This is a genomic window from Shewanella psychrophila (assembly GCF_002005305.1).
GTDB classification, from domain to species: domain Bacteria; phylum Pseudomonadota; class Gammaproteobacteria; order Enterobacterales; family Shewanellaceae; genus Shewanella; species Shewanella psychrophila.
This window is the reverse complement of record NZ_CP014782.1, coordinates 2,886,784-2,907,597: the sequence shown is the minus strand read 5'-3', so window position 1 is coordinate 2,907,597 and position 20,814 is coordinate 2,886,784. Positions and strand designations below refer to the sequence as shown.

General features: G+C 45.0%; 21 protein-coding genes and 1 pseudogene. 9 read left to right on the top strand and 13 right to left on the bottom strand.

All coding sequences use genetic code 11. The features are described from left to right. Positions 1 to 39: 39 nt before the first annotated feature. From dnaG to rpsU, 3 genes are all read right to left on the bottom strand, one after another. Positions 40 to 1,767, bottom strand: a complete 1,728-nt coding sequence (dnaG, locus tag sps_RS12540; RefSeq protein ID WP_077752839.1) for a DNA primase — start codon at positions 1,765 to 1,767, stop codon at positions 40 to 42. A gap of 106 nt (positions 1,768 to 1,873) precedes the next feature. Next, positions 1,874 to 2,317, bottom strand: a complete 444-nt coding sequence (locus sps_RS12535; protein WP_077752838.1) for a GatB/YqeY domain-containing protein — start codon at positions 2,315 to 2,317, stop codon at positions 1,874 to 1,876. A 6-nt stretch (positions 2,318 to 2,323) separates the two neighbouring features. Then, on the bottom strand, positions 2,324 to 2,539 hold the full coding sequence (rpsU, locus tag sps_RS12530) for a 30S ribosomal protein S21 (protein ID WP_020911290.1): 216 nt from the start codon (positions 2,537 to 2,539) through the stop codon (positions 2,324 to 2,326). A 318-nt stretch (positions 2,540 to 2,857) separates the two neighbouring features. On the opposite strand from rpsU, the gene tsaD reads away from it, so the two are divergent. Next, a complete protein-coding gene (gene tsaD, locus sps_RS12525; protein ID WP_077752837.1) occupies positions 2,858 to 3,871 on the top strand; it encodes a tRNA (adenosine(37)-N6)-threonylcarbamoyltransferase complex transferase subunit TsaD in 1,014 nt (337 codons plus the stop codon). A gap of 277 nt (positions 3,872 to 4,148) precedes the next feature. Here the strand turns inward: tsaD and plsY are convergent, their stop codons facing one another. Next, positions 4,149 to 4,763, bottom strand: coding sequence for a glycerol-3-phosphate 1-O-acyltransferase PlsY (plsY, locus tag sps_RS12520; protein ID WP_077752836.1), 615 nt, complete (start codon positions 4,761 to 4,763; stop codon positions 4,149 to 4,151). 282 nt (positions 4,764 to 5,045) lie between these two features. Here plsY and folB point away from each other — a divergent pair, with 282 nt between their 5' ends. The 5 genes from folB to sps_RS12495 all read left to right on the top strand — a co-directional run bounded on the left by folB (position 5,046) and on the right by sps_RS12495 (position 8,889). Beyond that, the gene (folB, locus tag sps_RS12515) at positions 5,046 to 5,399 is read left to right on the top strand and encodes a dihydroneopterin aldolase (RefSeq protein WP_077755667.1); all 354 of its coding nucleotides are present in this window, start codon (positions 5,046 to 5,048) and stop codon (positions 5,397 to 5,399) included. Beyond that, entirely contained in the window at positions 5,400 to 5,921 is a 522-nt protein-coding gene (folK, locus tag sps_RS12510; RefSeq protein WP_077752835.1) for a 2-amino-4-hydroxy-6-hydroxymethyldihydropteridine diphosphokinase, read from the top strand. It abuts the gene before it with no gap. 80 nt (positions 5,922 to 6,001) lie between these two features. Next, complete coding sequence (locus sps_RS12505) at positions 6,002 to 6,802, top strand: undecaprenyl-diphosphate phosphatase (RefSeq protein ID WP_077752834.1); 801 nt, start codon at positions 6,002 to 6,004, stop codon at positions 6,800 to 6,802. A 62-nt stretch (positions 6,803 to 6,864) separates the two neighbouring features. Beyond that, positions 6,865 to 7,785: a putative RNA methyltransferase gene (locus sps_RS12500; protein ID WP_077752833.1), complete on the top strand. Its 921-nt coding sequence runs from the start codon at positions 6,865 to 6,867 to the stop codon at positions 7,783 to 7,785. A gap of 201 nt (positions 7,786 to 7,986) precedes the next feature. After that, complete coding sequence (locus sps_RS12495; protein ID WP_077752832.1) at positions 7,987 to 8,889, top strand: L,D-transpeptidase family protein; 903 nt, start codon at positions 7,987 to 7,989, stop codon at positions 8,887 to 8,889. A 358-nt stretch (positions 8,890 to 9,247) separates the two neighbouring features. Here the strand turns inward: sps_RS12495 and sps_RS12490 are convergent, their stop codons facing one another. Together sps_RS12490 and sps_RS12485 are read right to left on the bottom strand one after the other, a co-directional pair. Further along, the gene (locus sps_RS12490) at positions 9,248 to 9,514 is read right to left on the bottom strand and encodes an Lpp/OprI family alanine-zipper lipoprotein (protein ID WP_077752831.1); all 267 of its coding nucleotides are present in this window, start codon (positions 9,512 to 9,514) and stop codon (positions 9,248 to 9,250) included. A gap of 219 nt (positions 9,515 to 9,733) precedes the next feature. Continuing rightward, positions 9,734 to 10,975 carry a multifunctional CCA addition/repair protein gene (locus sps_RS12485; protein WP_077752830.1) on the bottom strand — a complete coding sequence of 414 codons (1,242 nt, stop codon included), beginning with the start codon at positions 10,973 to 10,975 and terminating at the stop codon, positions 9,734 to 9,736. Between the two features lie 230 nt (positions 10,976 to 11,205). Here sps_RS12485 and sps_RS12480 point away from each other — a divergent pair, with 230 nt between their 5' ends. Then, positions 11,206 to 12,840 (top strand): ExeA family protein, encoded by a 1,635-nt coding sequence (locus tag sps_RS12480; protein WP_077752829.1) that lies wholly within the window; start codon positions 11,206 to 11,208, stop codon positions 12,838 to 12,840. Beyond that, on the top strand, positions 12,840 to 13,871 hold the full coding sequence (locus sps_RS12475; protein WP_077752828.1) for a general secretion pathway protein GspB: 1,032 nt from the start codon (positions 12,840 to 12,842) through the stop codon (positions 13,869 to 13,871). Before sps_RS12480 ends, sps_RS12475 begins: the two co-directional genes overlap by 1 nt. Positions 13,872 to 13,972: 101 nt before the next feature. Here sps_RS12475 and nhaD read toward each other — a convergent pair whose 3' ends face one another. Next, positions 13,973 to 15,220: a sodium:proton antiporter NhaD gene (nhaD, locus tag sps_RS12470; protein ID WP_077752827.1), complete on the bottom strand. Its 1,248-nt coding sequence runs from the start codon at positions 15,218 to 15,220 to the stop codon at positions 13,973 to 13,975. A 544-nt stretch (positions 15,221 to 15,764) separates the two neighbouring features. On the opposite strand from nhaD, the gene sps_RS12465 reads away from it, so the two are divergent. After that, entirely contained in the window at positions 15,765 to 15,965 is a 201-nt protein-coding gene (locus sps_RS12465; RefSeq protein ID WP_077752826.1) for a hypothetical protein, read from the top strand. A 607-nt stretch (positions 15,966 to 16,572) separates the two neighbouring features. Here sps_RS12465 and hemL read toward each other — a convergent pair. From hemL to sps_RS12435, 6 genes and pseudogenes are all read right to left on the bottom strand, one after another. Further along, positions 16,573 to 17,859, bottom strand: coding sequence for a glutamate-1-semialdehyde 2,1-aminomutase (gene hemL, locus sps_RS12460; protein ID WP_077752825.1), 1,287 nt, complete (start codon positions 17,857 to 17,859; stop codon positions 16,573 to 16,575). Between the two features lie 27 nt (positions 17,860 to 17,886). Beyond that, positions 17,887 to 18,201, bottom strand: a pseudogene (locus tag sps_RS12455) (aspartate carbamoyltransferase); the annotation flags it as partial. Between the two features lie 157 nt (positions 18,202 to 18,358). Continuing rightward, positions 18,359 to 18,766 carry a c-type cytochrome gene (locus sps_RS12450; RefSeq protein WP_077752824.1) on the bottom strand — a complete coding sequence of 136 codons (408 nt, stop codon included), beginning with the start codon at positions 18,764 to 18,766 and terminating at the stop codon, positions 18,359 to 18,361. A gap of 4 nt (positions 18,767 to 18,770) precedes the next feature. Beyond that, the gene (locus sps_RS12445; protein WP_077752823.1) at positions 18,771 to 19,148 is read right to left on the bottom strand and encodes a cytochrome C; all 378 of its coding nucleotides are present in this window, start codon (positions 19,146 to 19,148) and stop codon (positions 18,771 to 18,773) included. Further along, a complete protein-coding gene (locus tag sps_RS12440; RefSeq protein ID WP_077752822.1) occupies positions 19,148 to 20,374 on the bottom strand; it encodes a molybdopterin-dependent oxidoreductase in 1,227 nt (408 codons plus the stop codon). The genes sps_RS12445 and sps_RS12440 overlap by 1 nt, the downstream gene beginning before the upstream one ends. A 2-nt stretch (positions 20,375 to 20,376) precedes the next feature. Further along, positions 20,377 to 20,697: a c-type cytochrome gene (locus sps_RS12435; RefSeq protein ID WP_179948399.1), complete on the bottom strand. Its 321-nt coding sequence runs from the start codon at positions 20,695 to 20,697 to the stop codon at positions 20,377 to 20,379. Positions 20,698 to 20,814: the final 117 nt, after the last annotated feature.

Here is a 20,814-nt window from a genome sequence, read left to right as displayed (position 1 = left end):
GTGCTAGTCCAAGTGCCTATTTTCAAGACAAAAACTGTCTTAATTTTGCCCTTGTATGACTGCGATCAGCTTGCTTAGCTGGATCCTTTCTTCTTTAGTATGGTTCTGTTTTAGACTCAATTCCTGATATCGCTGCTCAATATATTGATTATTGAGCCAAACCAGGGTCTTTCTAAACTCTTGTTGCAAGTTTTCATCCGCCACTTGATGGTCCCATCGGGTCAGTTTTTTTAGGGTGCCCAGTTGTGGAGCATCCCTGTACTGTTCAAGTAGTTGTGCGCTGTTTTTAACTTGTACACGAGTAATGTCTAGCAAGTGGATCAGCAAATCTACGCCGGCCATCTTGATGTGTTTTAGTGCTGGCTGCAGCGGCAGTCCTTCACCTAACATAGGATGTTGTACTAGCAATGCGATGGCTAATCGCAGTGGGGTTCCTCGTCCTTTTAACGCTTTAGTCTGAAGAGTTTGGCTCTGATTTTTAGAGGTGAATCCCAACTTTCTTCTTAACTCATCGGCACCGTTCATTCCAAGTTTAAAGGCTAGGTTTTCCAGCAGTAAACTCTGTAGAACTGTGTCTTGTACTTTCTCAATCAAACTAATGGCTTGCTTGGCCAATGTCCCTTTATCAGCGCCATGGCGTTTGGCTAACGTCTCGAAAAGAAACTCGGGCAGTGCCGTAGCATCATCAATCTGACTTTCGAATACTTCTTTTCCTACCTGGCGAACCATAGTATCTGGATCTTCACCTTGTGGTAGGAACATAAATTTAACTTGATTACCGGGTTTGAGCAGTGGCAGTGCTGTTTCTAATGCGCGCCATGCGGCTTCTACCCCGGCTCTGTCACCGTCATAACAACAGATGACTTCTTTGGCACTTCGCAACAGGAGCTGAAATTGCTCTGCCGTGGTTGCGGTACCAAGAGAGGCGACTGCATAGTCGACGTCAAACTGTGCCAGTGCGACTACGTCCATATAGCCTTCGACTATGAGTACTCGCTGCGGATCTCGGTGGCGCTGTTTCAGCTCATAGAGTCCGTATAGCTCATTGCCCTTATGAAATATGGGCGTTTCCGGAGAATTCAAGTACTTTGGGGTACCATCGCCTAAAACTCTTCCGCCGAAGCCAATAACTCGGCCTCGTCTGTCACGAATGGGAAACATTAACCGGTCGCGAAATCGGTCGTAACGTCTGCCACTATCGTTCTCAATCACCATTCCCGCGGTGAGTAGTTTATCCTGGGACTCCTGACTCTGGCGGTAGCGGCTGAGTAAACCATCCCATCCTTCTGGTGCAAATCCGATATTGAAGTGTTCTATCACTTTCTCGGATAGGCCTCGATGATCCAGATAATCGAGAACTTTTTGTTTGTCTTTATGTTGTCTAAGCTGGCTCTGAAAGTGTCGGCTAGCTTCTTCCATTAACTGATACAGATCGCGGCTTAAACCTTCATCGCGTCTCTGACCCGTTCCCTGTTCTCTCGGTACTTCGAGGCCCAGTTGCCCAGCTAGGTCTTCTATAGCATCGATAAAGTCGAGACGGTCATATTCCATGACGAAGTCGATAACATTGCCATGAGCACCACAGCCGAAACAGTGGTAGAACTGCTTATCTCTACTGACGGTAAAAGAAGGTGATTTTTCACTGTGAAACGGACAACAGGCAGAGTGGTTTTTACCCGCCTTTTTAAGGGGTACCTTAGCGTCGATCAGATCGACAATATCGATGCGAGCTACAAGCTCATTGATAAAATCACGAGGTATCGCCATTAGTTTGGTAAATGCCGCCTATCGCTATTATCGCGAAATTAAAACTGAAACAGTACAAACAAACAAGCCGCGCAAGAGCACGGCTTATTTACGCATTATTCTTAAGTTACTTAAGTTTAGCTCTGATTATAGCGCCTATTGCCGCCATATCAGCTCTGCCTAAGACTTTAGGTTTTAATGCGCCCATTACTTTGCCCATATCCGCCATGGAGGATGCGCTCATCTCTTCGATGCTTGCATCAACTAGCACGGCAATTTCCTCTTCAGTAAGAGGCTGAGGCAGGAAGACTTCAAGTACCTTGATCTCTTCTGCTTCAATTGCTGCTAGTTCGTCGCGTCCGGCTGCACTATATTGTGTAATCGAATCACGACGCTGTTTAACCATTTTGGTTAAGACAGCTATAGCTTGGTCGTCAGTCAGAGTTTCGCGGGTATCCACTTCAATCTGTTTAACGGCGGCTAGTGCCATACGGATAGTCCCCAAGCGTACCTTTTCTTTGGCACGCATGGCGTCTTTCATCTGGCTTTTTAGCTGATCAACTAGGCTCATAATAGATTAGTATAAACGTACGCGACGAGCGTTTTCGCGAGAAAGCTTCTTAGCAAGACGCTTAATTGCAGCGGCTTTAGCACGCTTACGTGCAGTAGTTGGCTTCTCGTAGAACTCACGAGCGCGAACATCAGCTAAGATACCGGCTTTTTCACAAGAGCGCTTAAAACGACGTAGAGCTACGTCAAATGGTTCGTTTTCGCGTACTTTAATTATTGGCATACGCCATCACCCCTTAGGTGTAGTTTGTAATGAGTCAATTAGTAGACTCAAGTTAATTTAAAAATGGTGCGGAATTCTATACCGACTTAAGCGTGTTTGTAAAGCACATTTCGCGATCATATTCTAGATCCTTTCACCCTAAGTATCCTATTTTAGGGCTCGGCTATCCCGTGTTCGGGTTATTCCGCCTGTGTGCAGTAATTATTGCTGTAATAGGTTCAATTGTCGGGAGACCCTAAATCAGCAACAAGTCTATTGGTATAATTAAAGCACAGCAGGTAGAATTAGCAGCCTTTTATGACACTTTGACGGGATACGATGCGGGTTTTAGGTATTGAAACATCTTGCGACGAAACAGGAATAGCCGTTTATGATGATGAGCTAGGCTTGTTATCTCACACATTATATAGCCAGGTAAAACTCCATGCCGATTACGGTGGGGTTGTACCCGAACTTGCATCTCGAGATCATGTTAGAAAGGTTGTGCCCTTAATCAAACAAGCTCTTGCCGATGCTAACTGTGGAATCGATGATATCGATGGTGTTGCTTATACCACAGGTCCTGGTTTGGTCGGAGCCTTGTTAGTCGGTGCCTGTGTGGGACGCTCATTAGCCTATTCATGGAGTAAGCCAGCCGTTGGCGTGCATCATATGGAAGGCCATCTCTTAGCGCCTATGTTAGAGGATAATGTGCCCGAGTTTCCTTTTCTTGCGCTGTTAGTATCTGGCGGACACTCTATGATGGTGGCCGTCGAAGGCATTGGTCAATATGAAGTGCTTGGCGAGTCAGTTGATGATGCAGCAGGTGAAGCATTCGATAAAACGGCTAAACTTATGGGGCTCGATTATCCTGGTGGGCCAAGACTCGCTAAGTTAGCCGCTAAAGGTGAAACAGGCCACTATCGTTTTCCTCGGCCTATGACGGATAAGCCTGGGCTCAATTTCAGCTTTTCTGGTTTGAAGACCTTTGCCGCCAATACGATTGCCAGCGAGCCTGATGATGAGCAGACCCGAGCTAATATTGCATTGGCTTTCGAGGAGGCGGTTGTTGATACGCTCGCTATCAAGTGTCGTCGTGCGCTTAAACAAACAGGCTATAGTCGCTTAGTGATTGCTGGAGGAGTGAGTGCTAATTCTCGTTTGCGCGGCTCACTGGCTGAGATGATGCAAAAGTTAGGCGGAGAAGTCTTCTATCCCAGAGGCGAGTTCTGTACAGATAATGGTGCGATGATCGCCTATGCCGGTTTGCAAAGGCTTAAGGCTGGTCAAACAGAGGATTTAGGTGTCAAAGGTATGCCGCGTTGGTCCTTAGACTCACTGCCTCCGCTATAGGAGAGCCATAAGCCATAAGCCATAAGCCATAAGCCGTAAGCTATAAGTTCTAAGCTAGGAGCTGTAAGTTTTAAGCGATAAGTGGCAAGTAATAAAAACACCTGGTTTGCAGTTGCAAACAGGTGTTTTTTTATGTTTGGAGGTTTAGCTTAGGCTTGCTAGAACTTAGAACTTAGAACTTAGAACTTAGAACTTAGAACTTAGAACTTAGAACTTAGAACTTAGAACTTAGAACTTAGAACTTAGAACTTAGAACTTAGAACTTAGAACTTAGAACTTATTTCTCCGGCTTCTCTCTTTTCTTTCGGGAAACTTTAGACTCTTCACCTTTTATTAGGCGACGAATATTATCTTTATGCCTGATGACGATTAAGGCCGAAAGCATGGAGACCGGAATGGTGAATCTGTCATCTAAGTACCAGGTATAGGCGGGAGCAAGTAGGGCTGTGATAATCGCCGCAAGTGAGGAGTATCGACTGATTATTACCATGACGATCCAAGTGCCTATCAGAGAAAGCGCTAGGTCATGGCCGATTGGGGCCATGGCGCCGAATGCCGTAGCGACTCCTTTTCCGCCTTTAAATTTAAAGAATATTGGGAAGATATGACCTACGCAGGCGGCGATTGCAATCAGGCCTAGAGAGACTGGGTCGACACCAATACGGAAGGCGAGATAGGCAGGTAGGGCACCTTTTAACATGTCAAAGAATAGCACCATAGCTGCGGAGCTGGCTCCACCTATGCGCAGGACATTGGTCGCCCCTGGATTACCTGAGCCCTCAGTGCGAGGATCGGGAAGTCCACGCATTTGACAAACGAGCACGGCGCTGGAAATTGAGCCAGCCAAGTAGGCGGTCAATATCATTACCAGAGTGAGTACTGTTATGGTCAAATTGGTTTCCTTATCCGTCTTAAGGTATCATCGCGCCACAATATTTATCAGTGCCAAGGCATAATTACAAGTTTCTATTTTATCTGCTTTGCCTGAAAGGTAAAATCCTTCTACAGCGCCTTATCCTACTTGGGATTTGTATCGTTAGAAAGAGGCATTTAGCAAATTAATAGATAAGATTTGTATTATATCTTTTTTATCCGTTAACGCTTATCAGACCTCTTAGGCGGGTGGCGCAAATGAGCCTCATCGATGAAGAGCGAGTCTGGTTTTGGAGAGATCATGGACAGAGTATTAATACGACAGTTAAAAATAGAAACTGTTATCGGGATCTATGAGTGGGAAAAAAAGATCCATCAGAACTTGTTGATCGATTTGGATATGGCTTGGGATAACAAGCCCGCCGCGGATACCGATGATTATCAGTATGCCTTGTGTTATGAGACGGTATCGAATCGTTTAGTCGCCTTAATAACTGAAAAGCCAATTGAACTCATCGAAACCGTAGCCGAGATGATCGCGACTTGTTTAATGGATGAGTTTGATGTGCCTCAGGTCAAAGTCACTGTGATGAAACCGGGGGCTGTGCCTTGCGCTGCTGCCGTTGGTGTCGAAATTGAGAGAGGTTATTGTTAGATGTTATCTCGTGTCTATATCAGCTTAGGCAGTAATATTGAGCCTGAGCGTTACCTTAAGTCTGGATTAAGTGAGCTGAACGATCATTTTGGTAAGCTCTTGCTCTCCTCTGTATACGAAAGCGAAGCCGTTGGATTTGAAGGCAGTAACTTTTTAAATATGGTGGTTGGTGTCGATACCGATTTGAGTATCAGTGAGCTAGTGTCCTTGTTTAAGAAAATTGAGCAAGACAATGGGCGTCTGGTAGGGGCTAAAAAGTTTGCCTCCAGAACATTGGATCTTGACCTCTTGCTCTATGATGACCGAGTCATTCTCGAGCCCGTAGAACTTCCAAGGGCTGAAATCTTAACCAATGCCTTTGTTCTATGGCCTATGGCGGAACTTGCACCTGATTTACCCCATCCTTTGGTGAATATTCGCTATCAAACCCTGTGGGATGAATACGATAAAACTCAGCAAAGGCTTTGGCCAATCCCATTTTCCTGGGCTCCGGCTCTTGCAGATGAAAGCCTCAACTCTTAACTCATTCTAAGTGCAAATCTAGGCTCTCATCTAAATACAGATTAAGTACTAAGTTTAGATTCATTTAACAGGAAATATGCATGGACACATTTCAGGTCATAGTATTAGCCTTAATTCAGGGCTTGACCGAATTTTTACCAATCTCAAGCTCGGCGCATCTTATCTTGCCTGCACAACTGCTGGGTTGGGAAGATCAGGGCTTATCATTCGATGTTGCCGTCAACACAGGTTCATTGTGCGCCGTTATTATCTATTTCAGACGTGAGTTGTGGTCCATGTTTATTGCCTGGGGCGGCAGCATGACCAAGGGGGAGCATAATGATGAAAGTAAGCTGGCTTGGTGGATCATACTCGCGACGATTCCGGCTGTCATCGTTGGCTTCACCGCAAAAGGTTTTATCGAAACCCATCTGAGAAATATTGAAGTGGTGGCAACGACCACTATCGTGTTCGGTCTCTTGCTGTGGTGGGCCGATAGAATGACCCGCCAGGGGCTGACCGAGTTTCAAGTGGGTTGGAAGAAGGCATTAATAATAGGTCTGGCTCAGGCCATGGCGTTGATCCCCGGTACATCTCGCTCCGGTGCTACCATCACGGCTGCCTTGATGCTGGGTTTAGGACGTGAGGCCGCGGCGCGTTTCTCATTTCTTATGTCGGTACCAATCAGTTTAGGGGCGGCAATATTGGTCACTAAAGATCTGATATCCAGTGGTGAGGCTATAGATTATCAGGCCCTAACTCTGGGTATTATCGTCTCTTTCCTTGCCGCTTATGCTTGTATCCATGTGTTTTTAAAGCTGGTCAGCAGGATTGGAATGACTCCCTTCGTCGTCTATCGTCTAGCACTGGGCGCACTCTTGTGTGTATTTATATTCGCCTAATTTTTACAAGGTGTGACTTCTTGGGCTACAGGAAGTCTCATCTTCATTGTTAAAGAGACATTATGAAAAGTATTTATCTATGCCCTGTGTGTAACCAGCCTCTGCTGATCCATCTTGAATCCCAAGGTTTACACTGTAGCAATAAGCATCATTTCGATAAAAGTGATAAAGGATACTGGATATTTAGCCTGGCTAAAAAGCCTAAGCTAGATTCTAGGCAGGTGATGAGGGGTAAACGTTTTTTACTCGAATCCGGTGTATTTTCTCCTCTTGTCGAGAGGATAACAGAAATGCTTAAACCTGAACTCGTGCATATGGCGTCTGAAGGTGCTATTGCGCATCTGGATTATGATTGTGGCGAAGGTTACTATCTCAGGGCGATAAAGTCGGCACTTAATGAGCCGCTCAAGCAAGCCGAGCTAAATCTGGTGCAGCATGGGATCAACGAGGCTGAGAATGCACTCTTCTCAGCAGCGAAGATCGATTCTGAAGTGGACTCTGATAATGCAACAGGCACTGGCAGCGATGCTAGTAGTGACTCTGGTAGTAATCCTGAACCAGCAGAAAAAAGTACCTTGATTGTAAGTAGCCTGAGGACGCTTCCTTTCGCAGACGCCAGCTTCGACTTAGTGACGCTAATCGATAAGCAACTCAAAGGAAAGGAGCCGCTACGTGTCCTCAAGCAAGCCGGTTACTTATTGCAGGTCTCTCCCGCTCCACGGCACCTATGGCAGTTAAAAGGGTATATCTACCCAGATATGAAAGAGAAGGAAGTGCAATCGACTCAAGTGAGTGGGCTTGAATTATTAGACACTCAGAGAGTGACATTTAAACTAAATGCAGACGGCGAGCAAGCCTTGACGCTGCTAGAAATGACGCCTTATGCGTGGCGGGCTAATGATAAGGTGCGCAAGAAGATAGCCTCTGGCAACTTCGAAGGGTTAGAGATTGACTTTATTGTCACCCTATCGAAGAAAGTATAACGTTATAGCTTGAAGTTAACCTCGGCTGAATGGTTTTATTTTATCCTCGCTTTGTATTCGATAGGGCTAGGATTTAGTGACGACTGAGGTTAATATTTAAGCTGAATATTTGTGTTTGAGTTATCTGCTGGTATTTATATTGATTGGTATTAGCAGTCGTCAGATTCGATAGTAGAGAATAAAAAGGAAATAGAGATACCTATGATGAGAATATTGCTGTTGTTCATCTTAAGTGTAATTCCAGCCATCAGTATGGCCAACGTTTATGATCTGCCAGAAAAGGGCAGTCGTCTCATTGGTGAACTTCAGGAGCATGTGGTACAGAAGGGGGACTTTTTTCAGACGATTTCCAAACAGTATAATGTTGGTATTTTGGAATTGATGGAGTCAAATCCTGGTGTGGACCCATTTTTACCGACTCCAGGGATTAAACTCATAATCCCGACTCAAATGTTGCTACCGGATGTGCCAAGAAAAGGAATCGTGCTTAATTTACCGGAATTGAGGCTCTACTATTTTCCTAAGAACGGTAAGCAAGTTCATGTCTTTCCCGTTGGGATTGGCCGTATAGGTCGTGAAACTCCTGAAATGGTCACTAAGATTAAGGCCAGAATTCCTAACCCAAGTTGGACGCCTCCGGCAAGTATTCGCAAAGATCACCTGGAGCGTGGTGAAGTGCTTCCTGCCATAGTGCAAGCAGGACCGGATAACCCATTGGGTAATTACGCAATGCAGCTTTCTTATGGTGATGGCAGCTACCTGATCCATGGTACTAACAAAGATTTTGGTATCGGCATGCGTGTTAGCTCAGGTTGTGTACGTCTCAACCCAGATGATATCGAATGGTTGTTTAATCAGACTAAATACGGCGATCCTGTTCGGGTGATTAATCAAACGGTTAAGATCTCTACCGAGCCCGATGGTCGCCATATCATAGAGGTACATTCTGCCCTGTCTAAATCTGAGTTAGAGATGCAGCAAGAGAAAGTCGTGAGCATGAGTGCTAACATCGTCAAGTTCATTAGCCAGGACGATATAGACAGTTTCAAGGCTAACGATGCACTAATGACTCAGAATGGTCTGCCAGTGAATATAACGCTTTAGAGATGGTGTTTGAAGGTACTAGATTTTACAGAAGGTACTAGGTTAGAGCTAGGTGTTGCTAGTGACTAGGAAGGCCAATTACATCGATTGGTATTAACATGAGCAGGTCAGTGTGAAGAGGCGTCCCCAGTGGGCGCTTTTTTTGTGGGTACGATTTATAGAAACTAATAAGCTGAGGGATAAAAGTGATAAGTTTTAAGTGATAAGAAGTAGGTGAATGAACTTCATCTTACTGATGTTCAGTTTTACTGGTGCTTACAGCTTACAGCTTACAGCTACTTGAACTTGTGTAGGGAGATTTAGCTTAGAAAGGGGGAGAACATATCGGCAACACATATGTGTTGCCGATACAGACAAATTACTTCTTGTAAGAAGAAGCAACGTTGTCGATGCGATCGTTAGCGCGCTTAGCTTCAGCTTGTGCATCCATAGCAGCCGATTTTGCATCTTTAACGTCTGCAGAAAGAGCACCTTGCTCAGACTTCAGAGAGCTAACTTCAGAAGATAGTTGATCAACCTTGTTACCTAGGTTAGAAATGCTTTCTTCTAGAGCAGTAGTGTTTGCACAGCCACCTAGTAGGGCAGTCATTGCTACACCAGCAATCATCAGTACTTTTTTGTTCATTGGGAAATCCCTTTAAATAGGTTGGATAGATATGAAGCAGTTGTACCATACAACTGCAGCCAATAGATTATGTCATAGCTGATGTATATTGCTACGAATTTTCACCTAAGGCCTGAATACCTTAACTAATTTACTGTTAAATGCAAGTTGAACGCCTGATTTATGAGCGCTTAGTATGATGTTCTAACAATTTAGTGACAAAATCTTCTTCAGAGAAGCCTATTCTGCAGCACTTTTGTTAAAGTTCCCTTTCACTTCTGAGACAATTTCGATACGCTTTTTCTGTAATTGCAGCTTTATCTCTGCGCCCTTAAAACCGGCATCGATAATAGGTTTTACCGCAACAGAATTCGCCGCTTCGAAGGCTTGCTTAAAGTAGCTAGCTTGAGGGTAAGCTTCATCTTCTAACCCGAGTCTGCCTCTGGCATCGGCTTCACAGGCTAGTGCTATTTGCTCAAGACGTTGAGGTTTACGCCACAGGTCGGCCTTATCGAAGAGCTTGATCAGTGTCTCGGGACGTAACTGATCGATATTGTGAATGTTTTGATGAAGGTCACTGACTAGCAGGGCTAAATCCCGATAGTCGTTAGGGACCTTTATCCGCGTGCACAGGGCCTTGATTGGTGCTAAACCTTTCTGTCCGTGACCATGATGTTTCGGTAAGTGTTCCTTGGGGCTCAGGGCTTTGCCTAAATCGTGCACTAGGGCAGCAAATCGCACCGAGTTATCTTTCGTGAGCTTAGCGGCTTGCTCGAGCACCATGAGGGTATGTATGCCAGTGTCGAGCTCAGGGTGCCACTTAATTGGTTGAGGCACACCAAACAGAGCATGTATCTCGGGAAAGAGCACTTCTAGAGCCCCGCATTGCTCGAGTATATCGATAAAGATGTGAGGATTATCTGTACTCAGGGCCTTGTTGAGTTCCTGAAATACCCTTTCGGCAGTAAGGGCTTCTAATTCACCACTTTGACTTATGTTAGTCATCATAGTGAGTGTTTCACCGGCAATTGTGAAGCCTTGGGTATGGAACCTTGCGGCGAACCTGGCGACTCTAAGCACACGTAATGGGTCTTCGATAAAGGCATCAGAGACATGTCTCAGCACCTTGTTATTTAGGTCGTTCACGCCGCCATAGGGGTCATATAATTTACCATCATCATCTTGGGCAATGGCATTGATGGTGAGATCCCGTCGTAGTAAGTCTTGCTCTAGCGTCACATCAGGGCTGGCATGACAGCTGAAGCCCCCGTAACCTGAACCCGTTTTTTTTTCCGTTCTGGCCAAGGCGTATTCTTGCTGGCTATCTGGATGTAAAAATACCGGGAAATCCTTGCCTACTTGGCGAAACCCCTTGGCTAACATCTGCTCTTGTGTTGCACCTACGACCATATAATCCCTATCTTTGATAGGGAGCTCGAGTAAGCTATCGCGGACTGCGCCGCCAACGAGGTAAATTTTCACAATTTAAATCACAGTTTTCATGTATGGATCAGATGGAGTAAATCTTAACACGCATTTGCTTCCTAATACTTATAAGATGTTATCTGCTGCAGCGTCTCTCCGGGGCTTTATTTACGGACTTTTATTGTTTTTTGTTAAGCATTTTTTGACAAGGTGAGCGGTTAGCTTTAGTTTGAACTGTTTTTTGTATTTTATAACCGATATGTGACTGGTTAAGGATTGATTTCAGTATGTACAAGGCGTTTTTTGGTTTAAGCGATAACCCTTTCTCTATCGCACCTAATCCCCATTATTTATTTCTCAGTGATAGGCATCGCGAAGCTTTGGCTCATTTGACCTATGGGTTAGGGGAAACAGGTGGCTTTGTGCTGTTAACCGGTGAAGTTGGCACAGGTAAGACTACAGTGTCCCGCTGTCTGCTTAATCAACTTCCTGAAAATACTGATACTGCCTTTATCTTAAATCCATCACTGACAGAGCAGGAGCTATTGGCCACTCTTTGTGATGAGCTCAGCATTGTGTATGACAAAGATCCTAGCCTGAAGCAGCTAACGGATCTTCTGAGCCAGTTCCTGTTGGCTAATCATGAGAAGGGCAGAAATACAGTCCTTATCATAGATGAGGCCCAGCATCTTAGGGCTGAAGTACTTGAGCAGCTACGTTTGTTGACCAATCTGGAAACTGACACCAAGAAACTCTTGCAGGTTATCTTAATCGGCCAACCTGAGTTACAACAGTTATTGAGAAGGCAAGAGCTTCGTCAGCTCGCTCAGAGAATTACCGCTCGTTATCACCTACTTCCGCTTACGCTCGAAGAGGTGGGTCTTTATGTACAGCACAGACTTAAGGTCGCTGGACGGCATGAGCCCCTGTTTAACCTAAGGTCGATCAAGGCGCTACATAAGTACAGTGGCGGGATCCCAAGGCTGATAAACTTGCTCTGTGAGCGCGCTTTAATGGCTGGGTATGCCCAGTCTAAAGTGCCTATCGACCAGAAGATGGTGCGCTCGGCAGCAGCCGAAGTGCTGGGACAAGATATCAAACAGCGAAGTTATTTCTTACCTATTGCAGCAGGGTCGGTACTGGCGCTTAGCTGCGTCATAGGGGTTATCTTATGGGGCAATAACAGCCTTGAACCAGATAACTCTGCAGCGAGTGCAACTGAAAGTTCAGTAGCAGGTTCAGTGAGCAGCAGTCAGGTTCCACAATCCTCGCAGCAAGAAAATAAGACACAGGTTTCCAATTCCAGTCAAAGAGTACTCAATGGTGCGATTGCACAAAGCAGAGACATAGATACCGCCTATGCCAGCATTTTAGGGCTCTGGGACCGAGTGCCATATATTGGACTGTCTGCTTGCCAATCGGCAGAGCAACAGGGACTTTCTTGTTTCCAGCAGCAGGGGAATTGGAACTCGTTAACTCGCCTCAACTTTCCCGCTGTCGTTTATCTTATTGATAGTCAACAAGAGGCCTTTTACGGCACCGTTGTTTCACGCCATGGTGAACAGCTGTTGCTACAACTCAATGAGCAGCAACTTTGGGTCGACAGAGATTGGTTTACGCGACACTTTAGCGGTACCTTCGAGATTTTGTGGAAAGCTCCGGTTAGCCAACCAAGAGAGATAGGGCAAGGTTCAAACTCAGAGCAGATTCAATGGCTTGAAAATAGTTTAGCTAAAATAGATCACAGGGCACCAAGATTAGTTGATGGTTTCGATGCCAAATTAGAAGATAAGTTGATGCGCTTCCAACGTGAACACGGCTTGAGAGCCGATGCTATTGCCGGGAGTCAGACATTAGTGCAGCTTAACCTTTACCTTAGTGCGGAAGGGCCGAGATTAGTCGAAGCGAGAAGGAACTATTAATGTCCATTTTACTCGATGCTGTGACACGGGCGAAGAACCAAGAGCTGGATACATGCATAGATCCCGTATTAACCCCTAGGGCTCAATATGATAATTTCTCTGGTAACAGCCAGAGAAACTTAACTATCCTCTTTGGTGTATTAATTCTCTTGCTCCTGGTCATCATAGCCTGGTTAGGCCGAGGTTATCTTATGAATGATTCTAGACAATTATCCGAGCTAAAACTGACACCCGTACCTCAGCAAGAGCTACAAGTAACGCCAGCCACATCTTCTCAAGACATCTCATTAAAAAGTGAACAGAGTGTTAGGCTTGCCGGAAAGGTGGCCTTACCTGTGGCGACAGAGCGCCCTATAGCCGAACGCTATGTCGATAATAGAGTTAAATCACAGCATACAGAATCAAATGGATATGTTGATAATAGGATTAGCTCTTCACAATATATTGAGCCCAGTGGATATCTTGAAACTACGATTCATTCAACAGAAGCCTCAACTACAGCTCTAAAAAATAGTTCAGCTAATGCTTCAAGTAATAGTTCAGCGAGTGAGCCGATCATACTGGGGGCACATCCCAATCAGAAGGGGCAAGATATGCTTGCGGCGCTAAAGCTAGAAGTTAATCAAGCTGCATCTGAGGTCGGATTAGAAACTACTTCTGCTACGCCGAAAAACTATCAAGATGAAAATAATTTATTAGCGGCTTTTGAGGCTGCGTTAAATGCGGTTGAAGTAGAAAAGTCTCTTGCGTCGCCCATGACTGCACTTGAACTCGATCCTATTCCAGCCACAAAGTCTGATACCTTGCCTAAATATGGTCAGCTACCCGCAGGGCTCCAATTGCAGGTACCGGAATTTAATATCAATGCGCATGTGTATTCTACCGACCCTGATAATCGTTGGCTCAATGTTGATGGTGCAGAGCTGCAAGAAGGTGACAGCATAGGTGGTAAGTTAGATATTGTTGAGATAAGGCCAAGAGATGTGGTGTTAGCGATACAAGGCACTAAGTTTAAAGTACCAGCGATATAGAATCTAGGCAACTAGGAACCAAGTTAATATTATTCAGATAGTTGAAACAAAAAAGAGGGCGCCAATTGGCGCCCTCTTTTTATCTTTTCAGCTAAGCTAGCTTAGCCAAACAATTTATATGATAGTAACAGAGTTAAACCGTAACCTACGCTGTAACAGAGCAAGAGTGCTGGTACGTACTTCAGATAACTGACAAATGTGAGTTCTTTAACCTTACTCATGGCTATGATGCCCGAAGCGGATCCTATGACGAGTAATGAGCCACCCACGCCTACCGAGTAGGTTAACCCTAGCCATTCAGGGGTATTGAGTAGCGGATCGGCTTTTAATAATGCGGCGGTGAGCGGCACATTATCGAGTAATGCAGATCCCATACCTGCCACGAAGTTAGAGATGTTTGGATCAAATTGAGCGTAGACTTGAGTGAGCAGGTCTAAGGTGCCAATCTCTTTAAGCATGCCTACAAGCAGTAAGATCCCAAGGAAGAAGAGTAAGGTATCGTATTCAACTTGCCTGATATATTCGAGGATCTGCAGCTCTTCTTTATTAGTGCGCGAGGTGTGACCAACAAGGAACATAATGGATAAACCTGTTAGGAAGGTTAGCACTGGTGGGATACCAAACAAGACATTCAGTGCCATAGTTGCCACTATGGTTGAGAAGAAGATGATGGCAATAACCGCATCAACTTTTTGAAAATCCCGCTTTATTGGTGTGGTGCTGACATGGCCTTCAGCCTTGAGGGAGAAGAGTACGGCTAATAACATCACACTGACAGATGCAGGTATAAAGAGCATCATGAGTTCGGACATTTGTACGTGGCCACCGAGAAATATCATCAAGGTGGTGACATCACCTGTTATCAAGGAGACCCCACCCGAGTTTACGGCGAAGATAATTAGCACCGCCATGCGTCGGCGTACCTGACTATCGAGTTTAAAGGTCGTCAACAAGCCGAGCGAGACCAGAGTCGCCGTGACATTGTCACAAATAGCGGATAGTACCAGAGAGAAGAAAGCGACTTGTATCATGAGTAAACGAACTGATACTCGTTGGGGGAAAAGCTTGTGTACCAGAATCTGGATCATGCCTTTCGCGTTGAGATAAGCCACGAATGTCATGGTGGACATGAGGAACAGCCAGAGGCTTGCTATCTCAAGTAGGTTTTCATTTAGTTCAGCTTCGATGAGTTTCTCATGGCCAGCATCACCAGCAGAGATAAACAGTACAACCCATGAGATACATCCAAAGAATAGGGTGGTCTTGGTTTTATTGAGGTGTGTGACCTCTTCGAAAATGATACTTAATAGGGCTAAAACAGCGAGGGAGATCAGGAATATGTTGAGCATACATCAGTTCCTACAGAAGATTTATTGTTGCCTGGTTTGGGCAAGCAACATCTAGAATCAAGGTTTAATTAAGCTTCGTGTGTTAATCGGGCGGATTAGGCCACACAGATGTTAATAATACAAGTGTTAACTGGGTCTGTTTTTCGGTATTTCTGTGCTGAGGATCATCTTATTTAGGCTTTTAAAGCCTGAATAGCGCTCGTTAAGCTGAAATTTCGCTCTGGTTTTTAATTTATTAAATCCTGTTCATCTGATACGCATGTTTGATAAAGGTGGGAAGGCTGTGAAATGTTTTTCATCACTAGATTTAGTTTGTAACCAATAAAAAACTTTTAGGTGCAACGACTTATGGCTACGGATTTAATATCCAATAGAGTTAACTTAAAAATTAATGCGCTCGTCATTTTTATGACGGGGTCAAATAATTGACCGCTCAATAATTAAACAGTATATTGTGCTCATTATAGTGACTAGGTTTAGCATTTTAGGCTTTAATCTCGAATGCAGATAAGATCTAGCATGAGGTGTTTTTTTGGGGGGGCGTATGAAGTTTATATTTCGAGCCGTGTTGTTGTTAGGCTCCTTAGTTTGGTTAATTGTTTGTGCCAAAGAGTTGCTAAAATTGGGTGTGGTACACAACCCTTCGATTGCTATGGATAATAGCTTACTCCTGATCCAAGGTGTTATTGCCTTGCTTATCCTACGTTCGACTTGGGGCTCAAAGAGAAACCGAGATAGTTTTTAGTTTCTGAGGTACCCAGTACCTCTTACCTTAGTATTACTCATTAGACTCGGCTAGAAAGCCACAGAAGAGTTAGCTTAAAGCATCCCTTCTGTATTCGTTTAAGTTAGCTAGTTTACTTAGCCATCTTAGCAAACACTCGATCGGCTGCTGCTAGAGTTGCTTCGCTCTCTTTCTCACTGTGGGTTATAGATAGGGGAAGCTGGCTTCTGCCCACATAGGACAGGCAATAAAAAGGACGCTTAAAGCGTCCCTTCTGTATTCGTTTAAGTTAGCTAGTTTACTTAGCCATCTTAGCAAACACTCGATCGGCTGCTGCTAGAGTTGCTTCGATCTCTTTCTCACTGTGGGTTATAGATAGGGGAAGCTGGCTTCTGCCCACATAGAACAGGCAATAAAAAGGACGCTTAAAGCGTCCCTTCTGTATTCGTTTAAGTTAGCTAGTTTACTTAGCCATCTTAGCAAACACTCGATCGGCTGCTGCTAGAGTTGCTTCGCTCTCTTTCTCACTGTGGGTTATAGATAGGGGAAGCTGGCTTCTGCCCACATAGGACAGGCAATAAAAAGGACGCTTAAAGCGTCCCTTCTGTATTCGTTTAAGTTAGCTAGTTTACTTAGCCATCTTAGCAAACACTCGATCGGCTGCTGCTAGAGTTGCTTCGATCTCTTTCTCACTGTGAGCCATCGACAAGAAGCCTGCTTCATAAGCGCTAGGTGCTAAGTAAACACCTTCATCCAACATGCCATGATAGAAGATAGGGAACTTGTCTGCATCACACTGAGTTACCTGAGCAAACGTCGTGACTTTTTCTTCTTCAGTGAAGAATAAACCAAACATGCCACCAACGTAATTGATGGACATAGGGATGCCGTGCTTGTTAGCCGCAGCCTTGAAGCCTTCAGCTATACGCTTAGTCTTAGCCGCTAGTTCTTCGTAGACACCGTCTTCACATAGTGCGTCTAATTGAGCAAGACCTGCCGACATGGCGATAGGGTTACCGGATAGGGTACCCGCCTGATATACCGGGCCAGTAGGTGCGATAAACTGCATCACATCTTTACGACCGCCGAATGCGCCAACTGGCATACCGCCACCGATCACTTTACCAAGGGTTGTTAAATCAGGTGTAATGCCATAATGACCCTGAGCCCCGCTCTTAGAGACACGGAAACCTGTCATTACTTCATCGATAATAAGCAGGGCATCGTACTCATCACAGATAGTACGTAAGCCTTCTAGGAAGCCTTCTATCGGCGGAATACAGTTCATGTTACCGGCAACAGGCTCGAGTATGATGCAAGAGATCTCTTTTGGGTATTGCTCGAACAATGTTCTAACTGACTCGAGCTCATTGTATGTCGCTGTCAGCGTGTGCTTGGCGAAATCTTCAGGGATCCCCGGAGAGCTTGGCTGACCCAGAGTCAGAGCACCAGATCCCGCTTTAACCAGTAAGCAGTCGGCGTGGCCGTGGTAACAGCCTTCAAACTTCAGGATCTTATCGCGGTTGGTGAAACCACGTGCAAGACGAATCGCGCTCATAGTTGCTTCAGTACCTGAGCTCACCATGCGAACCTGTTCCATAGATGGAACCATCTCGATGACTTTCTCAGCCATGGTGACTTCAAGTTCAGTCGGGGCACCGAAAGATAGGCCATTCTCGACAGCAGCTAATACCGCTTGACGAATTTTTGGGTGGTTATGACCTAAGATCATCGGGCCCCAAGAACCTACATAATCTATGTAAGCGTTACCGTCGGCATCATAGATGTATGCCCCATCGGCTTTTTCGATAAAACGTGGTGAACCACCTACGCCATTGAAAGCACGTACTGGTGAGTTAACACCACCTGGTATGGTTTTCTTTGCCTGTTCAAAAAGTGTGTCGGAACGGGTCATTATCAATCCTTAAAGTCAGTGGCCTGATTAAAATTCGGCTTTTCGTGAATACCAATTTACTGGACACTCATATTTTTCCTGCTGCGAATCAACGCTGAGTGTAAATATTGTGGTTAAGACGGAACTTACCACGATACTTGTTCGCTTCTTCCCGTGAAGGAAAACGCTCTTCTTGAATTCGTGTCAGATAGAGTATATCAGTTCGATCTAAATTGCCTTCAAGTTGATCTGTTATTGTGATCTTATGACCGGCAATTTCAATGATCACTGATCACATAGTCAGGCATAGAGGTTTCCTTTGGGGGAAACGAGTGTGAAGTTGACATTTCTATACGTACACAGAGGTTCGTTTCTGTCTGGGGCGTGTTCTAAAAGGAGTTTGGACTAAAAAAACTGCCCAACTTAGGCTGGGCAGGCTGAAGACTTACGGCGGCTTGTGGATAGATACCGTTAATCTAACTTCTTACTTCTTAAGTTAAGCTAATTTACTTTACCCGTATTACTTTATGATGACTGGTGATTGTTGTGAATAATAATAAGCCACATCTTTCATCTCTGTTTCAGACAGCATGCCCGCTTGGGCTTGCATCAGAGGGTTATTACGAACACCGCGTTTAAACTCCATAAGCTGTTTAAACAGGTAAGCAGATTTTTGTCCCTTCAAACTCGGATATGTAGGCATTATTTTTAACATAGTTTCTCCATGACAAGCGATACAGCGCTGGTTTGCTAATGCTTCTCCCCTGCTAAAATCTGCTTCATGTGCAAGTACTTCGGTATCAAGTTTGAGCCCTGAAACAGCCAAGGTGGCATTGAATGCATCATTGTCTTGTGGGGTATTAGCTAAAGCCGCACCACTGAGCAAGAGACCTGCTAATAGCAATATTGAACTTTTCATCATTGTCATAGCATTAGTGCTCCAGCTTAGATGGCATCGGAGGCATCTGAGATTCAGCTAAAGGTTTACGCCTGAAGATGCGCATATCGATGGCTTTCTCATCATAATAAGTGGACAGATAATCCAATACTGGTTTCCAAGTATCATTGAGATCCCATAAACCTTGAGTATCTATCATCCATTGAATGGTATCTCGCCACACCTCTCGGTTTCCTGGGTTTTGAGGAATAATATGGCTGGTATGACAGGCATTACACTGAGCTTTTACTATTTCCCAACCCGGTGCCATGATCAAGCCTGTTACCTCATCGACCGGATATTCTTCGGCAGCTGTGACCGGAAACATCATCCCGGTGATTGCTAGGCTGGCTGCTATGAGTCGTTTCTTCATTATACGACCCTTATAGCGACTCTATGGCAGCCATTAAATAGATAACCCTTAGGGTTCCACTGAGGTTGAACCATGGGCTGGGTATCACCTTTAGTATCGGTAGCACGGGCCCAGATCTCGTAATAACCTGTTTGGGGCAGTTTTAGGTTTATTTTCCATTGCTGCCAAGCCATAGGGTTCACAGGTTTAGTCAGTGAAGCGGTTTGCCAAGTTGTTCCATAATCATAACTGACCTCGACCTTAGCCACATCACGAGTGCCAGCCCAGGCATGGCCACTGACTTCTAATGATTTTCCTAAGATCAGTTCATCACCAGTTTGAGGCGCAGTGATAAGGGATTTCACTATCATCTCTTCGATGATCCTAAAGTCTTTATTATCGACCTTCTCGCCAGGTGCTACTGGATTTTTTGGTACTTGGTAGGCTGGGGCCCCCATTTTTTTACCGTCGTGAACACGGTCGCGCACCCCCATGCCTACGGCACATTTTTGTGACACGGAACCTGGTCGTCCACCGAAGACGATGCGTAGCGGATAACCGTGCATAAATGGAATATCTTCGCCATTCATGCCCCAGGCTATCATGGCATTTTCACTCATGGCGGCTTCAATTGGCACACCACGGGAAATCGCTGCACCTTTGCCACTGATATGCTTATCCGCGCCATAATGTGCTGTGTAGACTGCATTAGTCTTAACACCGCAATCGGCCAATACATCTTTGACTAAGACCCCTGTCCACTCGGCGCAGAAAACCGCCGTATTGCTCCACTGGTTGCCTTTTGCATTGGGGTAGAAGTTTTCACGGCTATTACCACCACACTCAAGAACTAGCTGCTGAGTATGGGTTTTAAATTTCTTTTTTAGCTCGGCTATTGTGTAGGTCTTAGGTGTCTCAATAGACTCGCCATCTACAGTAAACTCCCAGGTATCTGCATCGATACTGTCAAAGTCAGGCATCAGACCATTCCAGCGGATAAAGGCAATATCGGCCGGGGTTTTGGCTGGGGCAAGTAGGTGTTCTGGTGGAAAAGCATTCAGCGGACTGCTGTTAAGTATTTTAAAATGCTTTGGTAGATCATCGACATTTTTCCAGGTAACGGCAGAAACATCGAGAGGTACCATACCTGCAGGTCGATTTTGAGCAAACGCCCAGTTTAGTGGCAGCATTGCAGTGACAGAAGTTGCGACTGCGCCTTTTAAAAATTTACGTCTATCAATAGTCATTATTATTTTTCCTCACCCTTACTGAAATAGCTTGCCATAGATTCCATCTGCTCAGTTGAAAGCAGTATTGCCACCTTGGTCATTGTTTTGTCTTGGCGCTGGCCACTTTTAAATTGCTGTAATTGCTGCACCATATATTGCTGGTTCTGCCATTTGAGGTTTGGGATCGAGCTAAACTCGTTACTGCCATCGCTGCCATGACAGGCTTGGCACATAGCCAAGAGTCTCGCGTCAGGATCTGCTATCACTACAGAGCTGCTTAAGATACATGGCAATAGAAGTGAGTAGCTAAGCTGCTTTATTCTTTGTTGTTTATTACTCATATTCACACCCATCATTTTCCTAAACTTTGACATACAGGTTTGGAAATTAAACGCAAACCGATACATAGAAGCTGGGATTATTTACTTTACAAACTTGCACAAGAAATCAGTTTTGCT

Excerpts from the sequence above, each read along its gene's own strand:
- dnaG (WP_077752839.1), bottom strand. The coding sequence starts at position 1,767 with ATGGCGATACCTCGTGATTTTATCAATGAGCTTGTAGCTCGCATCGAT.
- sps_RS12535 (WP_077752838.1), bottom strand. The coding sequence starts at position 2,317 with ATGAGCCTAGTTGATCAGCTAAAAAGCCAGATGAAAGACGCCATGCGT.
- rpsU (WP_020911290.1), bottom strand. The coding sequence starts at position 2,539 with ATGCCAATAATTAAAGTACGCGAAAACGAACCATTTGACGTAGCTCTA.
- tsaD (WP_077752837.1), top strand. The coding sequence starts at position 2,858 with ATGCGGGTTTTAGGTATTGAAACATCTTGCGACGAAACAGGAATAGCC.
- folB (WP_077755667.1), top strand. The coding sequence starts at position 5,046 with ATGGACAGAGTATTAATACGACAGTTAAAAATAGAAACTGTTATCGGG.
- folK (WP_077752835.1), top strand. The coding sequence starts at position 5,400 with ATGTTATCTCGTGTCTATATCAGCTTAGGCAGTAATATTGAGCCTGAG.
- sps_RS12505 (WP_077752834.1), top strand. The coding sequence starts at position 6,002 with ATGGACACATTTCAGGTCATAGTATTAGCCTTAATTCAGGGCTTGACC.
- sps_RS12500 (WP_077752833.1), top strand. The coding sequence starts at position 6,865 with ATGAAAAGTATTTATCTATGCCCTGTGTGTAACCAGCCTCTGCTGATC.
- sps_RS12495 (WP_077752832.1), top strand. The coding sequence starts at position 7,987 with ATGATGAGAATATTGCTGTTGTTCATCTTAAGTGTAATTCCAGCCATC.
- sps_RS12490 (WP_077752831.1), bottom strand. The coding sequence starts at position 9,514 with ATGAACAAAAAAGTACTGATGATTGCTGGTGTAGCAATGACTGCCCTA.
- sps_RS12480 (WP_077752829.1), top strand. The coding sequence starts at position 11,206 with ATGTACAAGGCGTTTTTTGGTTTAAGCGATAACCCTTTCTCTATCGCA.
- sps_RS12475 (WP_077752828.1), top strand. The coding sequence starts at position 12,840 with ATGTCCATTTTACTCGATGCTGTGACACGGGCGAAGAACCAAGAGCTG.
- nhaD (WP_077752827.1), bottom strand. The coding sequence starts at position 15,220 with ATGCTCAACATATTCCTGATCTCCCTCGCTGTTTTAGCCCTATTAAGT.
- sps_RS12465 (WP_077752826.1), top strand. The coding sequence starts at position 15,765 with ATGAAGTTTATATTTCGAGCCGTGTTGTTGTTAGGCTCCTTAGTTTGG.
- hemL (WP_077752825.1), bottom strand. The coding sequence starts at position 17,859 with ATGACCCGTTCCGACACACTTTTTGAACAGGCAAAGAAAACCATACCA.
- sps_RS12450 (WP_077752824.1), bottom strand. The coding sequence starts at position 18,766 with ATGACAATGATGAAAAGTTCAATATTGCTATTAGCAGGTCTCTTGCTC.
- sps_RS12445 (WP_077752823.1), bottom strand. The coding sequence starts at position 19,148 with ATGAAGAAACGACTCATAGCAGCCAGCCTAGCAATCACCGGGATGATG.
- sps_RS12440 (WP_077752822.1), bottom strand. The coding sequence starts at position 20,374 with ATGACTATTGATAGACGTAAATTTTTAAAAGGCGCAGTCGCAACTTCT.
- sps_RS12435 (WP_179948399.1), bottom strand. The coding sequence starts at position 20,697 with ATGAGTAATAAACAACAAAGAATAAAGCAGCTTAGCTACTCACTTCTA.